Source organism: Deltaproteobacteria bacterium, assembly GCA_022340465.1.
GTDB lineage: Bacteria > Desulfobacterota > Desulfobacteria > Desulfobacterales > B30-G6 > JAJDNW01.
Map to the genome: position 1 here is coordinate 1 of JAJDNW010000050.1, position 24,055 is coordinate 24,055.

Consider the following 24,055-nt stretch of genomic DNA (forward strand, 5'->3'; position numbering starts at 1 on the left):
CTTCGTTACGCTGTCGTCTGCACGCTCTTTGGCAAACACGATGGGAACCGCTCCAACTGTATTGACGAATAGAAAAATGTCGAATTTACGTTGACGTTGAACATTGCCCCGGACCTGTCTTAGCCGGGCCGGTGCACAACAACAGAACGTTGTTTCGAAAACGATTCATCTTAACAATTTGTTATAATTAATTAAATATTACGGGATCGCAATTATCGAATTTTTAACGTAACAATGTTCTATATGGCAAGAACGCACCGCCGTCAAGCATTAAAAAAACCGGGCGTGGCGTTGGTCGGCACGTCCGGCTTTCATGGTTTGACGATTTAGGCTGGCGTGCCCGGGCGTTTTCGCCCGGCGCCTATTTTCTTTCGCACAGTTCCACCAGCACCCCGCCTGTGGCCTTGGGGTGCAGAAAGGCGATCCTGGCGCCGCCTGCGCCCATTCGGGGCTCCTGATCGATCAGCGCAACCCCCTTTTCCTTCAGTTCGGCCAGGGCGGCATCGATGTCATCCACACCAAAGGCGACATGCTGGATGCCGGTGCCCTTTTTTTCGATGTACTTGGCCACGGGGCCGTCGGGCGACGTCGATTCCAGCAGTTCCACCTCGCTTTCACCGACCGGTAAAAACGCCGTGGTCACCTTCTGCTCTTCCACGGTTTCAGTCCCCTCGAAGGCCAGGCCCAGGATGCCCGCCCAAAATTTTCTGCCTTCATCAACGCTGTTGACGGCTATTCCCAGGTGATCGATCCGTAGAATTTTCATATCACTCTCTCCTTTCCAAATAAAATTTCGCTGTTATTTTAAACGAATATGTATGTCATCGAAAAAAATTTGCCCGCTGAGGACGGTATCCCCACACGGGTGAAAATTTATTTGTACCTCTTGATAACCCTTTCAAATCCCGGCAACGCGTTCACGATGGTGGCGTCATCGCAACAGAAGGCAATTCTGAAATAACCGGGACCGGCGAACCCGCTTCCCGGCACGACCAGAATGAGCTCTTCCTGAAGCGCCTTGGCAAAAGCCACATCGTCCGCAATGGGCGACTTGGGGAACAGGTAGAACGTACCGGGCGGGCGGATGAATTCATACCCGCTCTTCGCCAGGCCGTCGCACAACAGGTCCCGCTTGCGTTTGTATGCACCGATGTCGACACTCATTCCCTGCAGCTCCGCAACCGCACGCTGCATGAGCGCCGGCGCATTGACGAATCCGAGAATCCGGTTGGCGATGGCCATGGCCCCGGCGAGTTCGCCACGGTAGGTCGCCTGGGGATTGACGGCCACAAGGCCGATCCTTTCCCCTGGGATGGAAATGTCTTTGGAATATGACGTGGCCACGATGCTTTCCCGGTAGCTTTTAAAAATGCTGGGAACGACGACACCGTCGTAAACGATTTTGCGATACGGTTCGTCGGATACGAGGTAGATGGTCCGTCCCAGGGCCTTGCCCTTTTCGGTCAGCAACTCCCCGAGGCGGTCCAGGCTCTCCCTGGAATACACTTGGCCGGTGGGGTTGTTGGGCGAATTGATGAGCACCACCTTGGTCTTTTCGTTGATGGCCGCTTCCATTGCGGACAGATCCAGGGTGAAATCCGGTTTGGTCGGCGCGGTCCTGAAAACACCGCCGTGGTTCTCGGCGTAAAAACGGTACTCGACAAAGCACGGCTGTGGGGAAAGCACCTCTTCCCCCGGATCGAGGAGCGCTTTCAAGATAACGTTCAAAGCGCCGGCCGCCCCGCAGGACATGAGCACGTCGCCGCCGCCGACATCCACCCCGTGCTCTTTTGACAGGTATGCGGCCACCTTGTCGCGCACCTCGGGATAGCCGGGCTGCGGCATGTAGCCGTGCATTCCGGGTTCATCGGCGTCGATGATGGCGTGCATGACGGACTTGAACGTATCCGGGGGCGGCAGGTTCGGGTTCCCCAGGCTGAAGTCAAACACATTATCGGAGCCATGTTCGGCTTTAAGGCGGGCCCCCTCTTCGAACATCTTGCGGATAAAGGATGAGTTGGCGATAATCCCCTCAACCTTTTTGGAAATCGTCATTTAAAACTCCTTTTCAAAAACAATTAAAAAGCAAAAAGATCCTTCGTCACGAAAATGCGAAACCGCGAAAAAGCGGTCAGCATTTCGTGCCTTCATCCTTTCGTGTTTTCGTGAGAAGAGATCTTGCTCTCGACCAAGCGCGCTAGGCCGGCTCCACGGCGGTGACCCCGGGAACACGTTCCTTGAGGACCCGCTCGATACCGTTTCTGAGCGTCATCTGGGACATGGGGCACCCGGCACAGGCTCCCTGGAGCCGGACCTTGACCACGCCGCCCTGAATCTCGACCAGTTCCACATCGCCGCCGTCCTGCTGCAGCATGGGCCTGATGTCTTTTAAAACCGCTTCGACTTTTTCTTTCATCGGAATTCCCCCTTTCATTATAACGTTTGGCAACACAACCTTCTGGAATACAAACCACAGGGCGCTATCGGCTGCTATTTATAAACCATAGAACAGTTCTCACCAAACGTTATTAAAATAGCCTCGGGATGACAGCCGGTTTGTTGTTGTTTAAATGACAAACAGATTACAATGTCGATTCAATCAACGTTGTGTTCTTTGTGCCTTTGTGGTTCAAGTATTTCTCTGAGCGTAAAAATCCTGTTTAAATGCCTCGAACCGGTCCCCGGCAATAGCCGCGCGCATCTTCCGCATCAGATCCAGATAATAGTGCAGATTGTGCAGGGTGTTCAACCGGTAGGCCAAAAGCTCCCTGGCCATATAGAGATGCCGCAGGTATGCCCTGGAATAATGCCGGCAGGTGTAGCAATCACATTGCGCATCCACCGGTTCCATATCGTACTTGAAGCGTGCGTTGCAAATATTTAAGGCGCCCCTGTGTGTAAACAGCTGACCGTTTCTGGCGTTACGCGTCGGCATCACGCAATCGAACATGTCCGCGCCCATGCCCGCCATCTCCACCAGGTCCTCGGGAGTTCCCACCCCCATGATGTACCGGGGGGCCTCCGGCGGCAGTTTCGATATGATGAAATCGGCCACTTCCAGCATGACGTCCTTGGGTTCACCCACGCTCAGGCCGCCCACGGCATGTCCGTTGAATCCGAGCTCCACGATCGATTCGAGCGAGCGCTGCCGCAGGTCATTGTACATACCGCCCTGTACAATTCCGAAAAGCGCCCCCCGGGCAGCCTGCGCTGCATGGGCCTCCCGGCACCGTTTTGCCCAGCGTGCGGTCATCTCGAGGGCCGCTTCGGCCGCCCGGCGCTCCGCCGGGTACTGTATGCATTGATCCAGGCACATGATTATGTCCGCGTCCAGGCACCGCTGAACCTCGATCGATTTTTCCGGGGTCAGGAGATGGCGCGATCCGTCGAGGTGCGACTGAAAAAAGTACCCCTCGTCGGAGATCTTTGACAGTTTGGCCAGCGAAAACACCTGAAACCCGCCGCTGTCCGTCAATATGGGCCGGTCCCAGTTCATGAAGCCGTGCACGCCGGAAAACCGTTCGATCACGTCGCAACCCGGCCTTAAGTAAAGATGATAGGTGTTGCCGAGAATGATTTGCGCCCCGACAGCCTTGAGCTCCTCCGGCGAAACGGATTTCACCGTGGCCAGCGTCCCCACCGGCATGAAGATGGGGGTCTGGATCGTTCCCCGATCGGTCTCTATTGTTCCGGTTCGGGCGTGGGACGCTGCAGAGCGATGATTAATGCTAAAATTGAACATGATCGTTTTACGATTTACGTTTTACGGACAAAAACCTTATCAGCGCATGTACCATCTGTGATACACTAATACAGTCTTTCAATCCATAATCTTTGCAATTCTCCAGTTCTTGATAAACCTTCACCGCCACCCGCCAATCCAATGTTGAGACGGCTATATAATCAACATCGCATCCCCGTATGAATAGAAGCGATACCCTTTCTCGATGGCGGCGCCGTAAGCGGCGAGGATGTTTTGCCGGCCGGCGAAGGCCGCCACCAGCATCAGCAGGGTCGACTTCGGCAGATGGAAATTGGTCACCATGGCATCCACCACCCTGAAGTCGTAGCCGGGATAGATAAAAAGATCGCAGCTGCCGCTGCCGGCAGCGACCTCCCCCTGCGAACCGCAGGCATATTCCAGTGTTCGGACGCATGTGGTTCCCACGGCCACCACCCGGTGGCCGCTGCGCCTGGCCCGGTTGACGGCAGCCGCCGTCTGTTCCGGGATGGAAAATCGCTCCGCGTGCATTGCGTGCCGCCGGATATCGTCGACCCTTACCGGCGAAAAAGTGCCGTATCCCACGTGGAGGGTAATTTCAACGACCTTCACGCCCTTTTTTTTCAGCCTCGCAAGGACGTTTTCGGTGAAGTGCAGGCCTGCCGTGGGAGCGGCAACGGCCCCTTTTTCAGAGGCGTAAACCGTCTGATAGTTGATATGATCATCGGTTGCCGCATCATTTTCCTGACGCCTTATATATGGCGGCAGGGGCACCTTGCCGACACGGTACAGCAGGCTCTCGAAATCCCCCTCGTGTGAAAATCGGATGCGCAGCCGCATGCCATCCTCACCGACCACCTCGCCCTGCAGGCCGGCATCGAAAATGAAGCGACTTCCCCTGCGCGGGCGCTTCGAGGCCTTTACCAGGCATTGCGCCTCGAACTCGTTGCCGGCGTCCCGCGCTGCACGGGCGGTATAGTCCAGGAGAAGCACCTCCACCCGCCCCCCGGTCTCCTTGCGGCCCAGCAGTTTCGCCGGAATGACTTCCGTGTTGTTCACCACCAGCACATCGGAAGGCGCAAGCAGGTCCGGCAGCGCATTGAACCGCGCATGATCGATGGCGCCGTTCCCGCGCGCCAGGACGAGAAGCCGTGACCGGTCTCTTTGTTCAACCGGCTTCTGTGCGATGTTTTCCTCGGGCAGGTGATAATCGTAATCGTCGATCGAATACATGATAATCGATTTAGGTTTTACGTTTTAGGATTTTGGTCTTCGTCAGTGTTGCGCGGTAAGCAGAACGCCCGCTTAAAACATAACACCCAAAACATAAAACGATTTTCTATCGGACCTATAACCAATAACAAGGGAATAACCTGCCGGCCGAGGGGTGCCTTATTTTGGGTTATAGACCCGTTTCTTATTGTCTACCCATATAGACCAGGAACATGCCCACAACCATCAAGCCCAGCCCCAGGCGTCGCAGGCTGCCTTCCGGCATCTCCAGCACCTTTACCACCCAGGCCTTCATTTTCTCGGGAAAAGCGAAATAGGGTACGCCTTCAACCACCATGACCATGCCGATAACACACAGGAAAAAGTCCATATCCATCCCCGGCTGCATGCGCCCTGGAGCGCATGCAGCGAATGCGGCCTCACCACTCCACTGATTTATCTAAATAAGCCGTCGGGGTATTTTTTCCGTCATCCCGCCTTCGTGAGAATGACGAGGGTTCTGAGCGAAATTTCCCCGACCCTTCATCTATGTACGGGTTAAACGTTTATCTGCCATTTTGCACCGGCATAGGAAACCGTGGGCGCATCTTTTCCGTTTCCGTCCTTACCGCCGATATAAGCACCGACTTCAGGGACGACAAACACCCCTTTGCCCAGTACGACCGGCGCCTGACCGTAAACAGCCACGGTGGTGTCGGGATCCTTAAACCCCATGGCGTCGTTGTCGTCCACACGATAGCCGGTGCCCACTTCCATCCCCAGTCTGTCGTTGAGAAAAAAGCCCAGCACCACCAGAGCACCCGCACTGTGTGCGTCCTTCGTATCGAAGGTAACCGGATCGATGTGGGCAAAGGTCTGAGCCGATCCGACAATTCATCCGGAACCCAGTCCGTAATTGCCGGCATTGACGGCATAAAAGGCGTCCCGGTTGACATACAGGGCTTTGAAGTCGTGCCCCCCCATCATACCGACCACATAGGATTTTATGCTCCCGCTCTGATCGCCGGCGGCATCCTGTAGATGGAAATCCCTGTCATTTTTTCGATTTCCCCCTAAATTCCGTTGAATCGTCCGCCTTTGTTCCTGTAATTATCGCACAAAACGGTCTTCTAGGAAATAGCGCTTTCCCGAAAGTTTGCCAAATCGAATCGTGGAGGAAAAAGTTACGCACTTAAAATCATAATCACGAAAGCGCGAAAGTTCGAACCTTCAGGACACGCTCGAATCGCGACTCGACCGGACCGCAAGCGTTACCGTCATCGGTGGCGCTGAAACCGCCAAGGCCCTGGGTGAAACGGCCATGACCATCGACGATGACCTGGCCCGCGAGGCGGGACGCCGTCTTTCCGCGGACTACGTGCTCTTCGGCAGCATCACCGTCCTCGGTTCAAGCACGAGCATCGATGCACGGTTGGTCGATGTCACCGGCACCAAGCCGACCAAACGCTTTTTTGAGCAGGGCGAAAAAATGGATGACCTGATGCCTAAGGTCGGCTCCCTGGCCGCGGACATCACCGCCGAAATGGTCGGCACCGCAGCAGTGACGGCGGGGGCGCCGCGACCCGGGGAGGCGGAAACAACGGCATCGTCGGCTGGAGTGGAAGCGATCGCTTCCATGGAATATTGGAAAAGCCGGGTCTACAACGTCAACATCCACGGCCTGGCCCTGGGCGACGTGGACGGCGACGGCAAACTGAAAAAAATCGTCGGCCAAAGCCCCTGGCTGTACCGGGTCGTCGATACACCCGCCGGCAAAGGAAAACGCCTTTTAGGCCAGGTGTTCAAACCCAGGAGTGCTTACACGGCTCCGGTCTCCGCCATGGGTTGGGCCGGAGGAGGCGATTACCACCCCCAGGAAACGATCGTATCCTCAAAGCCCTATGTGGTGCTGGGGATGGCTTACGGCACGTTGACGGCCGGGGGGGGCCTCCCCAGGTCGTCGCCTACAACTACGACGACCACATCCAGATCGTCGACGGATACGGGGAAACACAGCACGACACCCGCTAACACTACGGCGGCAGCACCCTCACCTATTCCGAAGGGCGTATCGTCAAAAGGGAATTGGTGGTGGCGGTCGTCATCAAGGAGGGCGCGATCATCGGCATGTCGGGACAAAGCCGCCTGGTCGCCTATCAACTGGAGGGTATGACAAAAACAAGATAAAACGGAAGACGGCATCGAAGTGCTGCCTTTCGACCATTTTTCCCGGCTGCTTGCCGAAGGCCATTTATTCTAAATTTTCTTTACTAACGCCAACCGCTGCAACATTACGCGATGGTAATAAAAGAATATCCCCTAATGCTTTACAACCGGTGTTGCAGGTGCTAATTTTTTAAAACGAAATCGTTCGACAATTTCTTTTTGAAATAGACATTTTTTCCCGGGGCTAAACCGATACAGGGACAACCGGAAAAAATTTCGCAAAAGAAAATGGCGGCATATTTCCACTGAATAGAGGGAAAAAACATGGAATTTGAATCCGTCATCGGGCTGGAAGTCCACGCCCAATTGAAAACCAGGACCAAAATTTTCTGCGGCTGCTCCACCGAATTCGGCGCACCGCCCAACACGCACACCTGCCCGGTGTGCCTCGGTATGCCGGGAGTCCTGCCGGTGCTCAACAAAAAAGTGGTCGACTATACCCTGAAAATGGCCCTGGCCACCAACTGCACGGTCAACCGGGAAAGCCGGTTTGCCCGAAAAAATTACTTTTACCCGGATCTTCCCAAGGGGTATCAGATTTCCCAGTATGAACTGCCCATCGCCGAACGCGGGCACATTCACATCGACGTCGACGGTGCAAAAAAGCGCATCGGCATCACCCGCATTCACATGGAGGAAGACGCCGGCAAACTTACCCACGACACCGGCCGCCCCGTCAGCCGGGTGGACCTGAACCGCACCGGCGTGCCCCTCATGGAAATCGTCAGCGAGCCGGACATGCGCACCCCGGAAGAGGCCGGCGCCTACCTCCGGCAGCTGCGCGCCATCGTGCGCTACCTGGATGTAAGCGACGGCAACCTGGAGGAAGGCAGTTTTCGCTGCGATGCCAACGTTTCCATCATGCCCAGGGGGGCCGGGACCTTCGGCACCCGCACCGAGTTGAAAAACCTCAACTCGTTCAAACACGTGGAAAAGGCAATCGCCTTCGAGGTGTCGCGCCAAAAAGAGATTGTCATGGACGGCGGCGAGGTGGTTCAGGAAACGCGCCTGTGGGACCCGGCCAAAAGCCGCACCTTTTCCATGCGCGGCAAGGAAGACGCCCACGACTATCGCTATTTTCCGGATCCCGACCTGCTGCCGCTGGTCATCGACGATGAGTGGATCGCATCCACCCGCAAGGACCTGCCGGAGCTGCCGGAACAGAAAAAAACCCGCTTCGTCGAAACCTTGGGGTTGCCCCTTTACGATGCCGATGTGTTGTCCGGCAGCCGCGAGCTGGCCGTTTTTTTCGAAGCCTGCGTTGCCCTGTTCCCCAAGCCCAAACCGGTCAGCAACTGGATCATGGGCCCCCTGCTGGGTCTTTTGAACAATACCGGGAAATCCATTTCTGCCTCACCGGTCTCCCCGGAGGCACTGGCGGATCTACTCAAACTCGAAGACGACGGGGTGGTCAGCAACAAGATCGCCAAAACGGTCTTCGAGGAAATGGCGCTTTCCGGAAAATCCGCCCAATCGATCGTGGAGGAGAAAGGCCTGACCCAGGTCAGCGATGTGTCGGCCATCGAAAAGGTCGTGGACGCCATCCTGGCGGAAAACCCCAAGGAGGTGGGGGCCTTCAAGGGCGGCAAGACCAAGCTCATGGGCTTCTTCGTCGGCCAGGCCATGCGCGCCACCAAGGGCAAGGCCGACCCGAAGGTGGTCAACCAGTTGTTGCGGGAAAAGCTTGGCTAAAATCAATATCTAATATCTAAAATGCCAAATCCTGAACAAATTCAAATGAATCATTGAAAAACAAACTAGCTGAAGAAACAACGGAATTAATGAAAATATTTGGTTCAATCGCTACCAAAATCAGTAACCAATAACGGCAACTTCGTTTGAAACATTTGTAATTGTAATTTTTGTATTGTTTAGAATTCGGATATTTAGAATTTAGGATTTAATTCATCCAGGAGGCGACCTTGAAATCAAACAAGCTTTATTCACATCTCACACATATGAAAATAGTCATATTAACAATATGTATAGCTATTGCGAGTGGCTCAACCACCATAGCGGCAGAAAAGTCCGTCAGGGTCGCCATAACGCCCTTCACCCTCAATGCCCCCGCAGATATGGCGTACCTTAAGCCCGGCCTTCAGGACATGCTCGAATCGCGGCTCAGCCAGAAAGCGAACGTCACCGTCATCAGCCGCGAAGAAACGGCCCTGGCCCTGAAAGGGGTCGCCGAGCCCATCGATGAGCTCGAAGCCCGCGATCTGGGAAGCCGCCTTTCCGCCGACTACGTGCTTATCGGCAGCCTCACCGTCTTCGGTGCGAGCACGAGCGTCGATGCGCGGCTGGTGGATGTCACCGGCACCAAACCGACCACGAGCTTCTTCGAGCAGGGAGAAAAAGTCGACGACCTGGTGCCCAAAATAGACACCCTGGCTGCGGACATCGGCGCCAAGATGATCGGTGTCCCGATGGCAGCCGTAGAAGCCGCGCCGGCCGTTCCCCAATCCGAAACCGCCGTCGATGTCCATGCGCACCCTGAAAAGATGGCCGAAGGCATGTCCGCCCCCCCTGCAGCGGCCTCCGGCGAAACCGACGAAACCGGGGCCGCGGGACCCTCCGACGACTTCTGGAAAAGCCGGCGGTTCAAGATATTGATGAACGGCATCGCCCTGGGAGATGTGGACGGGGATGGCAACATCGAAACCGTCGTCATTACGCCGGACAGCGTCATTGTCTATAGAATTGAAAACAACCGCATGTTCAAGACCAATGAATTCAAAGTCAGCGGTTTCAAAATTCTAATTGGTGTCGATGTGGCCGACATCAACGGCAACGGCGTTCCCGAGATATTCGTCACCGCTCAGAATACGCAGAAAAGCCAGGTTTACTCGGATGTTTTTGAGTTTGACGGTAAAGTCTTTGCACCGATTGTAACGAACAGTCACTGGAAATTCAGAGTCGTCGAAGCGCCCCGGGGCAATCCCATCCTGCTGGGCCAGAAGCACGTCGAGAAAAAACCGTTTTCGGGTGCGATCTTTCAACTGCATTGGGAGATGGGTGACTACCAGCCCGGCGATTCCATCGGCCCCCCTTCAGGCCTTAATCTGATGGGCGTTGCCTATGGTGATGCCACCAACAGCGGTGAGAACAGTGTGGTTGCCTATGATGAGTGGGACCATTTGCAGTTGATTGACGCAACCAACGAGGTGCTTTGGAAGCAAGGCGAAAAAACCGGGGGCAGCACCCTGTTTTTCGTAAAGAAACAGATCGGCGTTTTAGGTTCTAACGAGGAAGATCTCCAGTATCTGCCCATGCGCATCCTCATAAGAGATGTTGACAACGACGGCCGCAACGAGGTCATCGCCGTCAAAAATTACGACTTGATGCAAAGCCTTCTGTCCAAATTCCGTAAATTCAGCGATGGCGAAATCCGCGCTTACGCTTGGGATGGCGTCGGCTTGTTCAAAAAATGGGCCACCCGTAAAACCAGCGGCTATATGCGCGATTTCGCCGTGGGCGATTTCAACAACGACGGCAGGGATGAACTGGTCGTGGCCCTGGTCTTGAAAGAGGGCCGCGTTGTCGGCACCACGCCTGTCAGCACCATGATCGCCTATCAATTCTAATGAATTGATAACATGCGTCAATGCATTAGATGGGGAGGATGTCATGAAGGCGAAAAGAATCGCAGGGATCACCATCCTGGCGATGGCCGCACTGACGGGTTGTGCGGGCCTGGCCACTTTTCAACCTGTATCTGAAAACCAACAGCAGGCCCTGTTCCAGAACCTGCAAACCAACCCGGCCGATTACCGGGTACACCGATGCCCCGGGCTCATCCTCGTCGAGCCTGAAAGCAGCGACAAATCCATTGAATTGATCGGCGAGGGTTGCCGTTTGAGCGATCCTTCGACAGAGCCACCGGCCCTGGACACCCACCGATCGACACAGTTCCGGGCGCTGCAGGGCAAAAACAGTGACCTGTTCGCCTACATCCAATGGAACAGCCGGGCTTACCGGGTCGGCGCCAAAGAAATTGACGGGGACACCCTGCGGGTCTGGTGCAGCAAAGTCGAATTCGGGGGCCCCTAAAACAAAAAGGTCCGGAACCTTGCGGCCCCGGACCTTTTTATTTTAACAATCTAAAATCAGCTGTAAGCTGGTCTTAGAAGTCGATCTGCCATTTGGCGCCGAAATAGGTGATGTTGCCTTCATCGTTGTCGGCCATGTCTTTCATGAAGTCAACGTAACCGACTTCAGGATATACGGCAAAGCCAGGCGCAAATGCGTACTTCATCTGCAAATAGACAGACATGACTTTGTCGGTTTTATCGCCATAATCGTCGTTCTCATCCTGGCCGTAACCGGCGCCAAGCTGGAAGCTCATCTGCTCGCTGGCAGCCATACCAGCGGCGGCAGCAAACGCCATGCTCGTGGTGTCTTCCCCACCCGGAGTAGCCGCATTCGCGATGGAAAAATCTGGCGCTGCATTTCCGTACCAGCTCGCATTGGCCAGGTTCTGCCCGCCGTGGAAGGAGGCATTGAACCAGGCCGGACCGAAAGACCCGGTGACACCGATACCGCCAACGTAAGAGGTCACAGTTTCATCACTGGCTAAATCCTTGTAGCTATTGTAACCACCGATAAATTGCAGGCCCACGCTGCCCAGCGCGAGGTTGTAGGCCGCTTCGATCTTGGGCATGTAGTTGTCAAACCCACCGACAGGTTGTTCGATCAGGGCAATCTCGAACCCGGCGATCTTCAGTTTAATTTGGTCCAGCCTTAAGCCGTAGTCTGCGCCGATACCGATCAGGCCGTCGTCATCCGCCCATACCTGGGAACCGACGAAAATGGACATCGGGGTGTAGGCCTGGCCTATCAGCAGGCTGCCGTTGTCTGAAAAGGCCCATTCACCATAAAGCAGCCTCAGGTTGACGCCGGTGCCGTACTCGAAACGGCCGGAGATCGTATCGCTTGCCTTGACCCGGGCGCCGATACGCGAGTTGCCCTGCTGGGCCCAGTAAGCGGTGGATTCGCTATCACCCGTGCCGCTGTAGTCTTCACTCCAGCTTTCGTAAAAGGTTTTCATACGGGAGCTGCCGTAAAAACTCCAGTCGGCTGCCATGGCGGTGGCGGTGAAAGCGCCAACCAGTGCGATTGCTGCAAAAATTACAAATAATTTTTTCATCTTTTTAAATCCCTCCTTAAGGATTAAATTGAACGATAGCACCTAATAATGTTTCTTCATCTAAATAGAACAACCTAATGGCACAACCTAATTTTCGTCTGTTTCCCGCATCACCCCCTTTCATAAAGTCGCGCGTTTAACTGGTTTATGAATCGCGGCATCGAGCCGCACGTGCTGCCAGGAACCGTTTGCCTAAAACTAATTATATACTAATTATATATAATTAAGACACAATAACACATAAATTAGCGATACTTTTAACAGTATGCACTAGAAAAGTCAAGTTTTTTCCCCATTTCTACGGGGTTAGGCGGCTTTCACCCCCTTTTACACAACGTCTTGTAGCACCCGCTTCAGGGATATACAACATTTATATATCATTCCCGGTCATTTTTTAGGCTTTTTTTCTGAAAAACCACTTTTTTTCAGGGCTGAAGCCGCGGGTCACCGCCGTCAACTCGGACATTGGTTATTGGTTACTGGATGTTGGACGTTCGCCTTTTGTTTCGAATAACAAATGACCTAACGGCAAAAACTGAAACCCGACCACCGGCGGCTTACACCTATGTTCGTGTGTTTTTAATTTCGGTCAAAAGACAACGCTTCTTTTAAACCTCCTCATCTGTAAAAATCAACAATTTCTGGTGGGTACAAATGGTGACAAAATAGCGATGGTGTCCAATAATGCAAAATAGCCAAAAGAATCGTCTGGTGGTAAACATGTTTTCCCGTCAGACGATTCTTTTGAAGGCCCTTTCGACAAACGAAAGCGGCCAGTTGATCCATGTGGGGCGCCCGTGGGGGCAGTTGGAGGGGTTGTCGCAGGCGTCCAGTTGTTCCAGCATCTTGTTGATTTCGGGAAGCGCCAGGGCCTGGTTGGCCCGGATGGCGCCGTGGCAGGCCATGATTTTCAGACAGTCGTCCACGGCGTCGGCCAGGGCCGACCCGTCGCCCCGGTCCAGCACAATGTCCACCATCTCCCGCATCAGGGGCTTGATCTCGCGTCCTTCTAGAAGAGAAGGCAGGGACTTGATCACGAACGTCTGGCCGCCAAAGGGCTCCACGTCAAAGCCCAGCGCTTCGAGTTCCGGCATAATCTTTTCCATGGCAGCTGCCTCCCGATAGTTCAACTCCATGGTTTCGGGAATGAGGAGCACCTGTTTTTCCGTTCTGTTGCCGGCCCCCTTTTTCAGTCGTTCGTACATGATGCGCTCGTGGGCCGCATGTTGATCGATGACCACCAGCCCCTCGTCCGATTCGAAAATCAGGTACGTGTCGTGAAACTGCCCCACAAACCGCAGGTCTCCGAAGCGCTTTTTGGGCCAAAGCGTCTGCTGTCCGGCGGGTGCCGTCGGCGGAAAACCAGTGGCCGGTTGTCGTTGGTCCGCAGCCGGTACCCCGGCCTCTGTTTCCGGTTCTTCGCGGCTGGTTGTCGGCAATGGGCGGGCCGGCCCGGTTACGACCCAGGGTTCCATCGAATCCCGTTCCCCGGAAGCGAACGCGTTTGAAGCTTTTTCGGCAACGCCGGGAAATTCAACGGCGGCGCCTCCACCAAGCCGGTATCCTGTCGACCAGTGCCTGCGGTCGACCCGTCCGAGGGCCTGGGACACGCACTGCCTGATGTTGTCGTGCACCCTTTTCTGTTCCGCAAAGCGCACTTCGTTTTTGGCCGGGTGCACGTTCACATCCACCTTGTCGCCTGGAACGCGGATGAACAGGACGGCGACCGGGAACCGGCCCTTGACGATCCGCCCGGCATATCCCTGGAAAAGGGCGTGCTGGACAACACGGTCCCTGACGACCCTGCCGTTGACGTAGATGTAAATGCCCCGGGAGGTGCTGCGGCTGCATGCCGGGGAGGCGGCCCACCCGGACAGTGACACATCGCCGTCTTCAAAGGAGAGCGGGTGCAGATCGTCTTGCAGATCGCGACCCAGCACGTCGACAACACGGTCCTTCGGACTTGCAGTGCCGGCCCAATGTTTCAACGGGCGGCCGTTGTGTACCAAACGCAGCCGTACGCGCGGCCACCCCAGGGCGATACCGGCTGCGGCCTCCACGATGTGGCCCATTTCGGTGTTGATCGACTTCAGGAATTTACGGCGGGCGGGCGTATTGTAGAACAGCTGCCGCACCGACACCATGGTCCCCGGGGGGGCGCCGGTAGCCGCCACTTTCTGCATGGTGCCGCCGGCAATGCGTATCTCGGTGCCGGCATCTTCATCCGCACGGCGCGTGACCAGTGTAAAGCGGGACACCGCAGCGATGCTGGGCAGCGCCTCGCCTCTGAACCCCAGGGTGCTGATCGCAAACAAATCTTCGTCGTTGGTGATCTTGCTGGTGGCATAGCGTTCGATACAGAGCATGGCATCATCCCGGGTCATGCCCGCGCCGTTGTCCGCCACCTGAATAAGGCTGCGGCCGCCTTTCTCCACTTCGATGGCGATGCGGTCGCTTCCCGCGTCCAGGGCATTTTCCACAAGTTCCTTGACCACGGAGGCCGGGCGCTCCACCACTTCACCGGCGGCGATTTTATTGGACAGGTTCTCGGGTAAAATTTTGATACTACTCATCGCACCACATCACCTGTCTCTGGTTTTCCCCAAAACGATTTTCAAAACGCTGTTGGATTACCAAAATTTTACCTTATCACTTCGTGATCGATCTGATGAATCAGGAAAATCCGTCTACAACGCCTTTACTGAGTAGTGCTGACGCTTCACCACGTGTCCCGCCCCGCCCCTCAAAGGGGCGGGCATGCGGGATTGACATGAAGCTAAAGGCCTTTCGTCATCCCCGCGCAGGCGGGGATCCAGAAATATGACGATAAAATAACGTACCTGATTCATTCTTTTTCAGTCCGGGTAACTCTGGATAGATATTCTTCTTCTACCGGCGTCAAATTAAACTTGATGCCGGCTTCCTCGAGAAGCTTCAACCGGGTTTCGTGCGGACGGGTCGCCTTTTCCTCGGCATACCACTTGACGGCTTTTCGGATCTGTTCCCCTTCGGGCTGAACGGTTGTCATGGATGCACCTCACGCCAAGATAGATTTAGGTTTTTTCGTGCTTTCAAATTTTCGTGTTTTCGTGATGAAAAAAGGTTTATAATTCCGGCCTTTTCTTGTGAAAATCCGTGGCCTGCTCGAAGTTATAGGCCACCTTGAGGAGGCTGCCCTCGCTGAAATGCCGCCCTAAAAGCTGCAGCCCGATGGGAAGCCCCTGTTTTGAAAAACCGCACGGCACGGACATGCCGGGTATGCCGGCAAGGTTTGCGGACAGGGTAAATATGTCGGAGAGGTACATTTTCAAGGGATCTTCGATATTTTCCCCGATCTTGAAAGCCGGGGTCGGCGCCACGGGGGCCACAATGACGTCGCAGGCCTCAAAGGCGCGTTCGAAATCCTGCCGAATCAATGTCCTTACCTGCGATGCCTTGCCGTAGTAGGCGTCGTAGTAGCCTGCAGAAAGGCAGTAGGTGCCGATGATGATCCTGCGCTGGACTTCGGCGCCGAAGCCCCTTGTCCTTGTGTGCTTGTACATCTCCATCAGATCGGCCGGCTCCTTGTCGCGAAAACCGTATTTGACGCCGTCGTAGCGGGCCAGGTTCGAGCTGGCCTCGCAGGGGGCGATGACATAGTAAACCGCCACCACGTGTTCCGTGTTCGGCAGGGACACATCGATGCAGCTGGCTCCCAGGTCCTGGAGGACCTTTTTGGCATTCTCGACGGATGCGGCCACATCCGGATCCAGTCCTTCCAGTGCGGCGTACTCTTTGGGAATCCCTACCGACATGCCCTTAAGCCCCTTAACCATGAAGGTGGCATAGTCGGGGACCGGTTCCGGCACCGAGGTGGAATCGGCCGGGTCATGCCCGCAAATGGTATTCATCATAACGGCGTTGTCGAAAACAGACTTGGTCAAGGGACCGATCTGGTCGAGGGAGGAGGCGAAGGCCACCAGCCCGAATCGCGACACCCGCCCGTAAGTGGGTTTCATACCGACGACACTGCAGTGGGAAGCCGGCTGGCGAATGGACCCACCGGTATCCGACCCCAGCGCCCCCAGGCACATGCCCGCCGAAACGGCGGCAGCCGATCCGCCGCTGGAACCGCCCGGAATTCTTTCGAGGTCCCAGGGGTTGCGGGTTACCTTTATGCCGGAATGCTCGGTGGAGGATCCCATGGCAAACTCATCCATGTTCAGTTTTCCCAGAATAACGGCTCCGGCCGCCTTCAGTTTCTTGATGACCGTGGCATCGTAGGGAGGAATAAAATTTTCAAGGATGGTTGAGGCACAGGTCGTCTTCATCCCCTGCGTGCACATGAGGTCCTTGAGGGCCAGCGGGATGCCCGTCAGGGGGGCTGCATCGCCGGCGGCAATACGCCGGTCCGCTGCCTCGGCCTGCTGCAGGGCCCCTTCCCCGTCCACGGTGATAAAGGCCCCAACCTTGTCCTCCACCGCCTCGATGCGTTCGAGCACCGCCCTGGTGAGTTCCTGCGAAGAGGTCTCGCCGGCAACGATCCGGGCATGGGCCTCCTGAATGGTCAGTTCGTGTAATTGCATCTGTCTCGGTCCTTACGTTCCGTTGAAAATGATATTTTCAGTCATAAACTAGCCGCCGACCTAGATCGCGGCTAATTGATGACTCGCGGTACGATAAACGTGCCGTCTTCCTTTTCGGGCGCATTGGCCAGCGACTTCTCCCGGTCCAGGTGTTCCGCGACCTCATCTTCCCTGAAAGCATTGGTCAGTGAAATGGCGTGAGACGTGGGGGCAACGCCCTCGGTGTCGACCTGCTTCAGCTTGTCTACATAGGTCAGGATATCGCCGATCTGTTCGGCGAACCTTTCGATGGCCGCATCGTCGAGTTCCAGGCGTGCCAGATGCGCCACGTGTTCGACTTCTTCCCTGGTTATTTTCATTCGGTCATTCCTTCTTTGTGTCCCGTGTGCCTTTGTGGTTCATTTTTTGAGGACCATACCCTTATACCCCAGCTTGGATATTTCCCGGTTGGCTTTTTCCGCATCGCCGCGCGACGCAAAGCCCGCTGCACGGACCCGGTACCAGGTGCCTTTACCGGTCACTTCCGCCCGTTCCCTGTAAGCCCGGAATCCATTGTCTTTCAGCTTTTCAACCAGCCGTTCCGCCGCATCGGCATCTTTGGTGGAGGCCACTTGAACCTCGAAAGCCCCTTGCTGTAAGGGCGTTGGCGCCTTCTTGGTCTTCTTTTTCATGGAGGTGAGTGCTTTTCTTTCCGTGGATGCCTTCCGGGGTGTGCCTTCCTGTGAATCCCGGGACGGCTTGAGGTCCGGAACCTCCTCCTGCTTCGAACCCTTGAGCGCCTCGTAAAAATCGAGCTCCCGGTCTTTTTCAACGGACGCGTCGGCCTTCATCCTTTCCTGCTCCTGCTTGATGATGGACTCCTTCAAGGCGATGAGCTCTTTCTGCAGCACTTCGATATCAAAGTGCACGGGCGCCGTCCCACGCCCCACCAAAACCCCCAGGACAAACATCCAGGCGGAAATCAGGACCAAGAGGCAGATACCCAGTAAAAGCCCCCTGCGGGTCATCTGCAGCAGATATTTATTGCCGTCCGGGGCTTTTTCTGACTTGGTTTTTCTGGTTTTCTCTTTGCTCATTTACATCTTTTCCGGAGCCGAAACACCCAGCAGGGTAAGACCGTTTTTGATGACGATCTTCACCGCCATCACGAGAAAAAGCCGGGCCTGGGCAAGGTCGGGGTCTTCGGCCAGAACCCGGTGTTTGTTGTAATAGGAATGGAAAGCGGATGCAAGGTTCATCAAGTAATAGGTGATCCGGTGGGGCTCCATGTTCTCCGCGCTCAGGCGGACAGCCTCCGAATAACGGTTCATCACCTTGATCAGGGTGATCTCCTCCGGTTCGGTCAGCCGGGCCAGAACCGTATCGCCGCAGACCCCCGGGTGAATACCCTTTTCCCTTCCTTTTTCCAGAATGCTCGCTATTCGGGCGTGTACATACTGCACATAGTAGACCGGGTTGTCGTTGGTCTTTTTCTTGGCCAACTCCAGATCGAAATCGAGCGGGCTTTCGTAGTGGCGGGTCAGAAATATGAAGCGGGCGGCATCGCGGCCGACTTCACCGACCACGTCATTCAGCGTGACGAATTCTCCGGCCCGGGTCGACATGGCGATGGGGGTGCCGCCCCGCATCAGGTTCACGAGCTGGACCAGAATGACGCCGAACTGCTCCCGGCGGTATCCCGACGCTTCCACGCAAGCCGTTACCCGGGGGATGTACCCGTGATGGTCCGCACCCCACACGTCGATGACCGTTTCGAACCCGCGGTCATACTTGTCCTGGTGGTAGGCGATGTCTGAAGCGAAATAGGTGGTCTGCCCGTTTTTCCGCACCACGACCCGGTCTTTTTCATCCCCGTAGTCGGTCGTTTTGAACCACAGGGCGCCCTCCTTTTCATAAATGGCGCCGGAGGCCTCGAACGACTTGATCACCTGCTCCACCTTCCCGGAATCATACAGGCTCTGCTCACTGAACCACTCGTCGAAGGTGACGCCGAAATCGGTCAGGTCGTCGCGGATGCCGTCGATGATCAGCGTTGCGGCAAAGCGGGCGCAGAAAGCAACGGCCTCGGCTTCGTCCATGTCCAGAACGGCCCTGCCCTTGTCTTGTTCGATCAGCGCGGCGATGTCCCGGATGTAATCCCCCTGGTAACACTCCTCCGGGAACTCAACCGGCATCCCCAGGATCTCCTTGTAGCGCAGAAACACCGAGGTGCCCAGGGTGCGAATCTGGCGGCCCGAGTCATTGATGTAGTATTCCTTCTGTACGTCATAACCGCAAAAGCGGAGGATATTGCCGACGCTGTCACCCACGGCGGCACCGCGCCCGTGACCGACATGCAGAGGGCCGGTGGGATTCGAACTCACGAATTCCACCTGAATCCTATGCCCCCTGCCGATATCGGTGGCACCGTATGCCTCGCCCCGCTCGTGGACCGCCTTCAGAAATGGAATCCAGGCCGCCGTTTGCATAAAAAAGTTGATAAACCCGGGGCCGGCTATTTCTGTTTTTGCGACCAGTTGCCCCGCATCTTTCAGATTGGCGGCAATCACTTCGGCAATTTTACGGGGCGCCGTTTTCTGACTCGAGGCCATGACCATGGCGATATTGGTCGAAAAATCGCCATGCGCCTCCACCTTGGGGACCTCGACCTCGATCTCCGGTACGGTCTGAAGATTCAGCACCCCTTCTTCAGAGGCTTTTTGCAGGGCAGCAGCAATCAGTTTCTTGATGGTATGTTTCATGATAGGTCGGCCCTTCGATTAGGGTATTTTGTTTTTTTCTGGTGGCGCCGGCCGGTTGCAATCAACCGAGCCTGGCGTGAGGGCCAACAATCACCAAATGGTTCGGCAGGACGGTTTGAATTTCTTCCATCATGCTACCGAAAAGAACTTCTTTAATCGCGCTGTGACCGTAGGCACCCACCAATACAAGGCTGTCGTGGGGAATCTCGTAAAGATTTTCACGGAATTTTCCCTTCTTGAAAAAGGTCCATTCAATACCGTTGCTTTCGACCTCGTCGAGCAAATCGTTTTCCTTCAGCACGTCACGGTAGTGCGCCCGGGACTTTTTCTTCAACTGGGTGAATATCCGCATGGGAAATCCGGACCAGCGGCTGATCTGCAACCCAATCTTCATGGTTTTAACCGCATTTTCCGAACCGCCGAAAAATACGGTGATGCTCTTCCATTCCTTGAATACCGGTGACGGGATAAAAACGGGAAAAGAAGCGTTCTTTATGATGCTGCGCACCTTGGGCCCGATGTGCCCCAGACTGATCTTGGTGGACAGATCACTGATGCTTCGCGGACAGGTCATGAACCTGAAATCTACCGGTATGTCCATCAGCGTGGAAGCCGTGAACTGTTTTGGATCCAGAAAATTCGGATTCAGACCGTTTGCCGTGATGATTGCCTCGGCATGCTCCCGGGCTGTTTTCCGGTTTTTCAAAAACGCCTTTTCCAGATCTACCGTTGCAATTTCATTCTGAAAATACATCAGAAACTGGAGGTGTTCCGGGATGAAAACCTTCAATATGGTCCGGGTCTGCTTGCAGAAATAAATAGAATTCATCAGGGTTTCCCGGCCAAACGGTGTATTTCGGAATATATGTAACAATTCATTTTTCATTGCCAACCTTCTCCTTCCTGATGTTTACCATTATATGATTACCCGTAAAACGGCATTATGCCTCTTCATTGACCAAAAGCTCTTTGCGGTAATGGTCCATGATGGTTCCCTTGGAGATCAATCCCAAGAATTTTCCGCCCTGCACCACCGGCAAACTCCACAGGTGCATTTTGTCAAACACGCTAAAAACATGCGTCAATTCTTCCTCAAGAGACACCCGGAAAACATCACGATCCATGACCTGCTCGATGAGGATGGTGTCCAAAAGGTGGGGATCGAACAGGTAAGCACGGATGTCATCCAGGTGGATCATACCCAAAAATTCTCCGCTGTGGGAATCTTCCACCGGAAAATAATTGCGGTGGGACTGCTGTACAATGGGTACCAGCTCTTTTAAGCGCATTTCGGGATAAACGATCTGGCAGTCTCTTTCCAACAGTTCCTCGACATTCAGATGGGACAGGATCTGCCGGTCGGTGCGGGGTTTGATTATCTCGCCCCTGGAAACCAGTTCCTGGAGGTAAACCGATACGGGTTCAAAAAAATAGCTGACCGTCACACTGATAACCGCCACCAGCACGACTGAAATCAGGAAAGAGTAACTTCCTGTAATTTCCGCCACCAGGAAAACCCCGGTCATGGGGGCCTGCAACACGCCGCTGATGAGTCCGGCCATGCCCAAAAGGGCAAAATAGCCGCCGCCGGCCCAAGGCAGCGTCGGCAGGGCGGTAATAAGCGCCTTATGGTAAAACTGACCGGTAAAACTGCCAATTACCAAACAGGGGGCAAAAAGTCCTCCCGAACCGCCGCTGCCGATGGTCAACGATGTGGCGAGAATTTTAGCCAAGGCGGTAAGCCCCAGAATCCACAGGCTCGCCGTGTAGTTTTCACCGATGATGGATCGAATCATCTCATAGCCCTCGCCCAGTGCCCCCGGGAACTTTAGGCCGATAATGCCTACCAGAACACCCCCGGCGGCGGCGGAAAGCCATTTAACAGGAATTACTTTATGAGAGTGATCCTGCACAAAGCGCAAGATACGTATCAGGATAACGGAACCCATGGCCGTGATGACGGCCAGTCCCAGACAGGCCGCCAAATTCCAGAGGGAGATCACATCGGCATGATATTTAAAAGGGATCTGATTACCCTGGAGAAGGCGGCTGACCTCCGTCCCCACGACCGATGCAATGGCCACCGGAATGAGGTTGAGCGCGCTCCACTCACCCAGAATGGCTTCAAGCGTAAAAACGATGCCGGTTACCGGCGCATTGAAAATGGCAGCGATAGCCGCCGCCGCGCCGCAACCGACGACAACCACCCGCTGGCGGTCCTTCAATCGAAAATAGGTCCCGATGTTGGATCCGATGCTCGCCCCGCTGAGCACCACCGGGGCTTCGGGACCGGCGGAACCACCACTCGCAATCGTCAGCAGGCAGGCCACCAAACGTGAAAAGCTGCTCCGTAGTCGCAACAGGCCGCCGTGTTGGGAAATACTGTAAATGACTTCCGGTACACCGTGCCCACCGCCGTCTCTGACAACTTGGTTCAGAAAGATCGATGAAAGGGCCGCACCTGCAGCCGGAAAAAGAAAACTGTACCAGTTTCCCCGCCAGCTGTGCAGCCACTCGAAAACGATGGCCAGCGAACGGTTGAGCGCGACGGAGCCCACGCCCCCGCACACCCCCACGATGGCGGCAATGATAATCAGCTGAAAACGTTCATTGAGGTGAAGAAAAAATTTATGCATTGAAATAAGGTAATAACTGCCCGTTATGTTCAGTCAGGACTCGGTTGCACCGATCGGTTCGCATGGAACCAGGAGATTATTCCGAAGAAAATCGCCTCACCTGTCATCCAGTGAGGCTTCCAGCCGTTCAATTTCGCCGAATATCGCTTCCGGTGTGTCGCGTGTTTTAAGAAATGATATAAACTCCCTATTTCGCAGGCAAAAACTCAAGCGGGACAAATAATGCAAATGCATCCGGGTCGTGGGACTCAGCAGCATAAACAGGACAAACACCGGTTGTCCGTCGATGGCTTTGAAATCCACCGGGTTTTCGAGAAAACTGGTTGTAATAATGGCGTTGCTGAACAGGTTCTCCAGGGGATACCGTGGGTGCGGAAGGGCAACGCCGTGGCCGACACCGGTTGAGGCGAGTTTTTCACGCTGGAGCAGGAGGTCTACCAAAAACGCCTTATCCACCTCGGGTGAAAGCGGTGTGAGGTAAACCGTATTTCTAAACACCTCGGAAACGGTTTTCCCCTTGACACTGCGGAATATCCCTCCCCGGTCCATCGCCTCCTGCAGCGTCCCCTTGTAATGGGCAATGCGGGGTTGCGTTGCCTGGCGATCCGCCCGCAAAAAGATGTTGTGTTTCCGCGCCCACTTCTCGATCGTTTTCTTGTCGAAAAGATAATCCGCATTTATCTCCCTAACAGGGATTTTACCCTGCCGGATCCAACGTCTAATGGTCGCTTTGGGCAGTCCCAGCAGTTTTGAGGTCTCATCGATATTCATGATTTTTTTAAGCAAAGGCTATCTGCAGCCCGGCTTTCTCCAAACGGAAACTACAAACTTTTATTTGTCGTGAAATGGAACCCGTTTGTCAAGTAAATAATAAAAAAAGGGGGTTGCAAGCTGTATCGCTCGCAACCCCCTGTGTTTGCTGGTAGGCACGATTGGATTTGAACCAACGACCTCTTCCGTGTCAGGGAAGCGCTCTCCCCCTGAGCTACGTGCCTATATGCTCGAAAATTTTGTTAGCACCTGCCGTAACGGGTGTCAAGCAAAATGAAAACCGAAACAATTTACAGATGTTATTTAAACTTAAGTTGAGCGTTTCAAATTTTAAGAGCGGCGCAGCCGCGTCACAGAATAAATTCGCCTGCTCCGGTAATGCCGGAGCGGGCACATTTATTCTTCGGGGATCAGCTCGATACCCAGACGCCCCGGTGCAACCTCATAGATGTCGATGCCGAAGGTGTCATAGGTCTTCAGCATCAATTCCTCTGCCAGCCTTTCCCCGGATTCGGGATACTCGACCTCGATAGTCGACTCGTTCGATTTAATTTCTTTGATGTTTATACCGCTGACGCCGGAAATCGTTCCCAACACCTTCCTGAATTTGACGAAATTCTTCAGTTCATCCGTTCCGATGACCACGATCTCGACACTGGGAACCGTCGATGCGGCTTTCAGCCTGGCGGCGATAATCTGCGCGGACAACTCTTCGCCGGTGAAAGCCCCGGCATTCGCAAGCGCTTCCCGGCTGGCCTCATCCGCCTTGTCGCCGGCAACAATGGCTGCCCGCGCTACCGAAGCCAGTGCTTTGCCCGTATCTGTCGTGTATGCCTTTACATCCACGCTGCTTTTGTACGATCTTATGTTGCCCCCCATCACATTGGATGTCTGCTGCACTTGTGACGATCCGACAACAACGATGTCGGCATTCAGGTGCCGCCCGATGGCCGTGGCTTCCGCCACGGAGATGTCCAGGTCGTGGTTCAAGGGCTCGACCAGATTGCCATGGGACACAACGGTAAAACCATTTTTCC

Annotated in this window: 23 protein-coding genes and 1 tRNA gene; 5 read left to right on the plus strand and 19 right to left on the minus strand. The window is 54.8% G+C overall.

Annotation, left to right across the window (positions count from 1 at the left end):
- Window positions 1–361: 361 nt before the first annotated feature.
- The 7 genes from mce to LJE94_08020 all read right to left on the minus strand — a co-directional run bounded on the left by mce (window position 362) and on the right by LJE94_08020 (window position 5,743).
- Window positions 362–766 carry a methylmalonyl-CoA epimerase gene (mce, locus tag LJE94_07990; GenBank protein ID MCG6910048.1) on the minus strand — a complete coding sequence of 135 codons (405 nt, stop codon included), beginning with the start codon at window positions 764–766 and terminating at the stop codon, window positions 362–364.
- Window positions 767–873: 107 nt separating this feature from the next.
- Window positions 874–2,055: a pyridoxal phosphate-dependent aminotransferase gene (locus tag LJE94_07995; GenBank protein MCG6910049.1), complete on the minus strand. Its 1,182-nt coding sequence runs from the start codon at window positions 2,053–2,055 to the stop codon at window positions 874–876.
- 142 nt (window positions 2,056–2,197) lie between these two features.
- The gene (locus tag LJE94_08000) at window positions 2,198–2,416 is read right to left on the minus strand and encodes a NifU family protein (protein MCG6910050.1); all 219 of its coding nucleotides are present in this window, start codon (window positions 2,414–2,416) and stop codon (window positions 2,198–2,200) included.
- 213 nt (window positions 2,417–2,629) lie between these two features.
- Window positions 2,630–3,742 (minus strand): tRNA guanosine(34) transglycosylase Tgt, encoded by a 1,113-nt coding sequence (gene tgt / locus LJE94_08005; GenBank protein ID MCG6910051.1) that lies wholly within the window; start codon window positions 3,740–3,742, stop codon window positions 2,630–2,632.
- 153 nt (window positions 3,743–3,895) lie between these two features.
- Window positions 3,896–4,954, minus strand: coding sequence for a tRNA preQ1(34) S-adenosylmethionine ribosyltransferase-isomerase QueA (gene queA, locus LJE94_08010; GenBank protein MCG6910052.1), 1,059 nt, complete (start codon window positions 4,952–4,954; stop codon window positions 3,896–3,898).
- A 184-nt stretch (window positions 4,955–5,138) separates the two neighbouring features.
- Window positions 5,139–5,324: a DUF2065 domain-containing protein gene (locus tag LJE94_08015; GenBank protein ID MCG6910053.1), complete on the minus strand. Its 186-nt coding sequence runs from the start codon at window positions 5,322–5,324 to the stop codon at window positions 5,139–5,141.
- Between the two features lie 167 nt (window positions 5,325–5,491).
- Entirely contained in the window at window positions 5,492–5,743 is a 252-nt protein-coding gene (locus tag LJE94_08020) for a hypothetical protein (GenBank protein MCG6910054.1), read from the minus strand.
- A gap of 54 nt (window positions 5,744–5,797) precedes the next feature.
- Here LJE94_08020 and LJE94_08025 point away from each other — a divergent pair, with 54 nt between their 5' ends.
- The 5 genes from LJE94_08025 to LJE94_08045 all read left to right on the plus strand — a co-directional run bounded on the left by LJE94_08025 (window position 5,798) and on the right by LJE94_08045 (window position 11,209).
- Window positions 5,798–5,974: a hypothetical protein gene (locus LJE94_08025; GenBank protein ID MCG6910055.1), complete on the plus strand. Its 177-nt coding sequence runs from the start codon at window positions 5,798–5,800 to the stop codon at window positions 5,972–5,974.
- Between the two features lie 280 nt (window positions 5,975–6,254).
- Entirely contained in the window at window positions 6,255–7,106 is an 852-nt protein-coding gene (locus tag LJE94_08030; GenBank protein MCG6910056.1) for a hypothetical protein, read from the plus strand.
- Window positions 7,107–7,423: 317 nt separating this feature from the next.
- Window positions 7,424–8,851 carry an Asp-tRNA(Asn)/Glu-tRNA(Gln) amidotransferase subunit GatB gene (gatB, locus tag LJE94_08035; protein MCG6910057.1) on the plus strand — a complete coding sequence of 476 codons (1,428 nt, stop codon included), beginning with the start codon at window positions 7,424–7,426 and terminating at the stop codon, window positions 8,849–8,851.
- Window positions 8,852–9,234: 383 nt separating this feature from the next.
- Complete coding sequence (locus LJE94_08040) at window positions 9,235–10,743, plus strand: FG-GAP-like repeat-containing protein (GenBank protein MCG6910058.1); 1,509 nt, start codon at window positions 9,235–9,237, stop codon at window positions 10,741–10,743.
- A 43-nt stretch (window positions 10,744–10,786) separates the two neighbouring features.
- Window positions 10,787–11,209, plus strand: a complete 423-nt coding sequence (locus tag LJE94_08045) for a hypothetical protein (GenBank protein ID MCG6910059.1) — start codon at window positions 10,787–10,789, stop codon at window positions 11,207–11,209.
- A 73-nt stretch (window positions 11,210–11,282) separates the two neighbouring features.
- Here the strand turns inward: LJE94_08045 and LJE94_08050 are convergent, their stop codons facing one another.
- The 12 genes from LJE94_08050 to LJE94_08105 all read right to left on the minus strand — a co-directional run.
- Window positions 11,283–12,305, minus strand: a complete 1,023-nt coding sequence (locus LJE94_08050) for a hypothetical protein (GenBank protein ID MCG6910060.1) — start codon at window positions 12,303–12,305, stop codon at window positions 11,283–11,285.
- A gap of 731 nt (window positions 12,306–13,036) precedes the next feature.
- Entirely contained in the window at window positions 13,037–14,878 is a 1,842-nt protein-coding gene (mutL, locus tag LJE94_08055; protein MCG6910061.1) for a DNA mismatch repair endonuclease MutL, read from the minus strand.
- Window positions 14,879–15,150: 272 nt separating this feature from the next.
- Window positions 15,151–15,333, minus strand: coding sequence for a hypothetical protein (locus LJE94_08060; protein ID MCG6910062.1), 183 nt, complete (start codon window positions 15,331–15,333; stop codon window positions 15,151–15,153).
- Between the two features lie 76 nt (window positions 15,334–15,409).
- Window positions 15,410–16,870 (minus strand): Asp-tRNA(Asn)/Glu-tRNA(Gln) amidotransferase subunit GatA, encoded by a 1,461-nt coding sequence (gene gatA / locus LJE94_08065; GenBank protein ID MCG6910063.1) that lies wholly within the window; start codon window positions 16,868–16,870, stop codon window positions 15,410–15,412.
- A 71-nt stretch (window positions 16,871–16,941) separates the two neighbouring features.
- Window positions 16,942–17,229, minus strand: a complete 288-nt coding sequence (gene gatC, locus LJE94_08070) for an Asp-tRNA(Asn)/Glu-tRNA(Gln) amidotransferase subunit GatC (GenBank protein MCG6910064.1) — start codon at window positions 17,227–17,229, stop codon at window positions 16,942–16,944.
- A gap of 39 nt (window positions 17,230–17,268) precedes the next feature.
- Window positions 17,269–17,946, minus strand: coding sequence for an SPOR domain-containing protein (locus LJE94_08075; protein MCG6910065.1), 678 nt, complete (start codon window positions 17,944–17,946; stop codon window positions 17,269–17,271).
- Window positions 17,947–19,611, minus strand: a complete 1,665-nt coding sequence (gene argS, locus LJE94_08080) for an arginine--tRNA ligase (GenBank protein ID MCG6910066.1) — start codon at window positions 19,609–19,611, stop codon at window positions 17,947–17,949. It abuts the gene before it with no gap.
- 61 nt (window positions 19,612–19,672) lie between these two features.
- Entirely contained in the window at window positions 19,673–20,440 is a 768-nt protein-coding gene (locus tag LJE94_08085) for a universal stress protein (protein ID MCG6910067.1), read from the minus strand.
- A 112-nt stretch (window positions 20,441–20,552) separates the two neighbouring features.
- Window positions 20,553–22,247, minus strand: a complete 1,695-nt coding sequence (locus tag LJE94_08090) for a chloride channel protein (GenBank protein ID MCG6910068.1) — start codon at window positions 22,245–22,247, stop codon at window positions 20,553–20,555.
- Between the two features lie 96 nt (window positions 22,248–22,343).
- On the minus strand, window positions 22,344–23,033 hold the full coding sequence (locus LJE94_08095; GenBank protein ID MCG6910069.1) for a PTS sugar transporter subunit IIA: 690 nt from the start codon (window positions 23,031–23,033) through the stop codon (window positions 22,344–22,346).
- Window positions 23,034–23,167: 134 nt separating this feature from the next.
- Window positions 23,168–23,242: transfer RNA gene (locus LJE94_08100), tRNA-Val, on the minus strand.
- Window positions 23,243–23,414: 172 nt separating this feature from the next.
- Window positions 23,415–24,055, minus strand: a 641-nt coding sequence (locus LJE94_08105) for a hypothetical protein (GenBank protein MCG6910070.1), incomplete at its 5' end; no start/stop codon positions are given.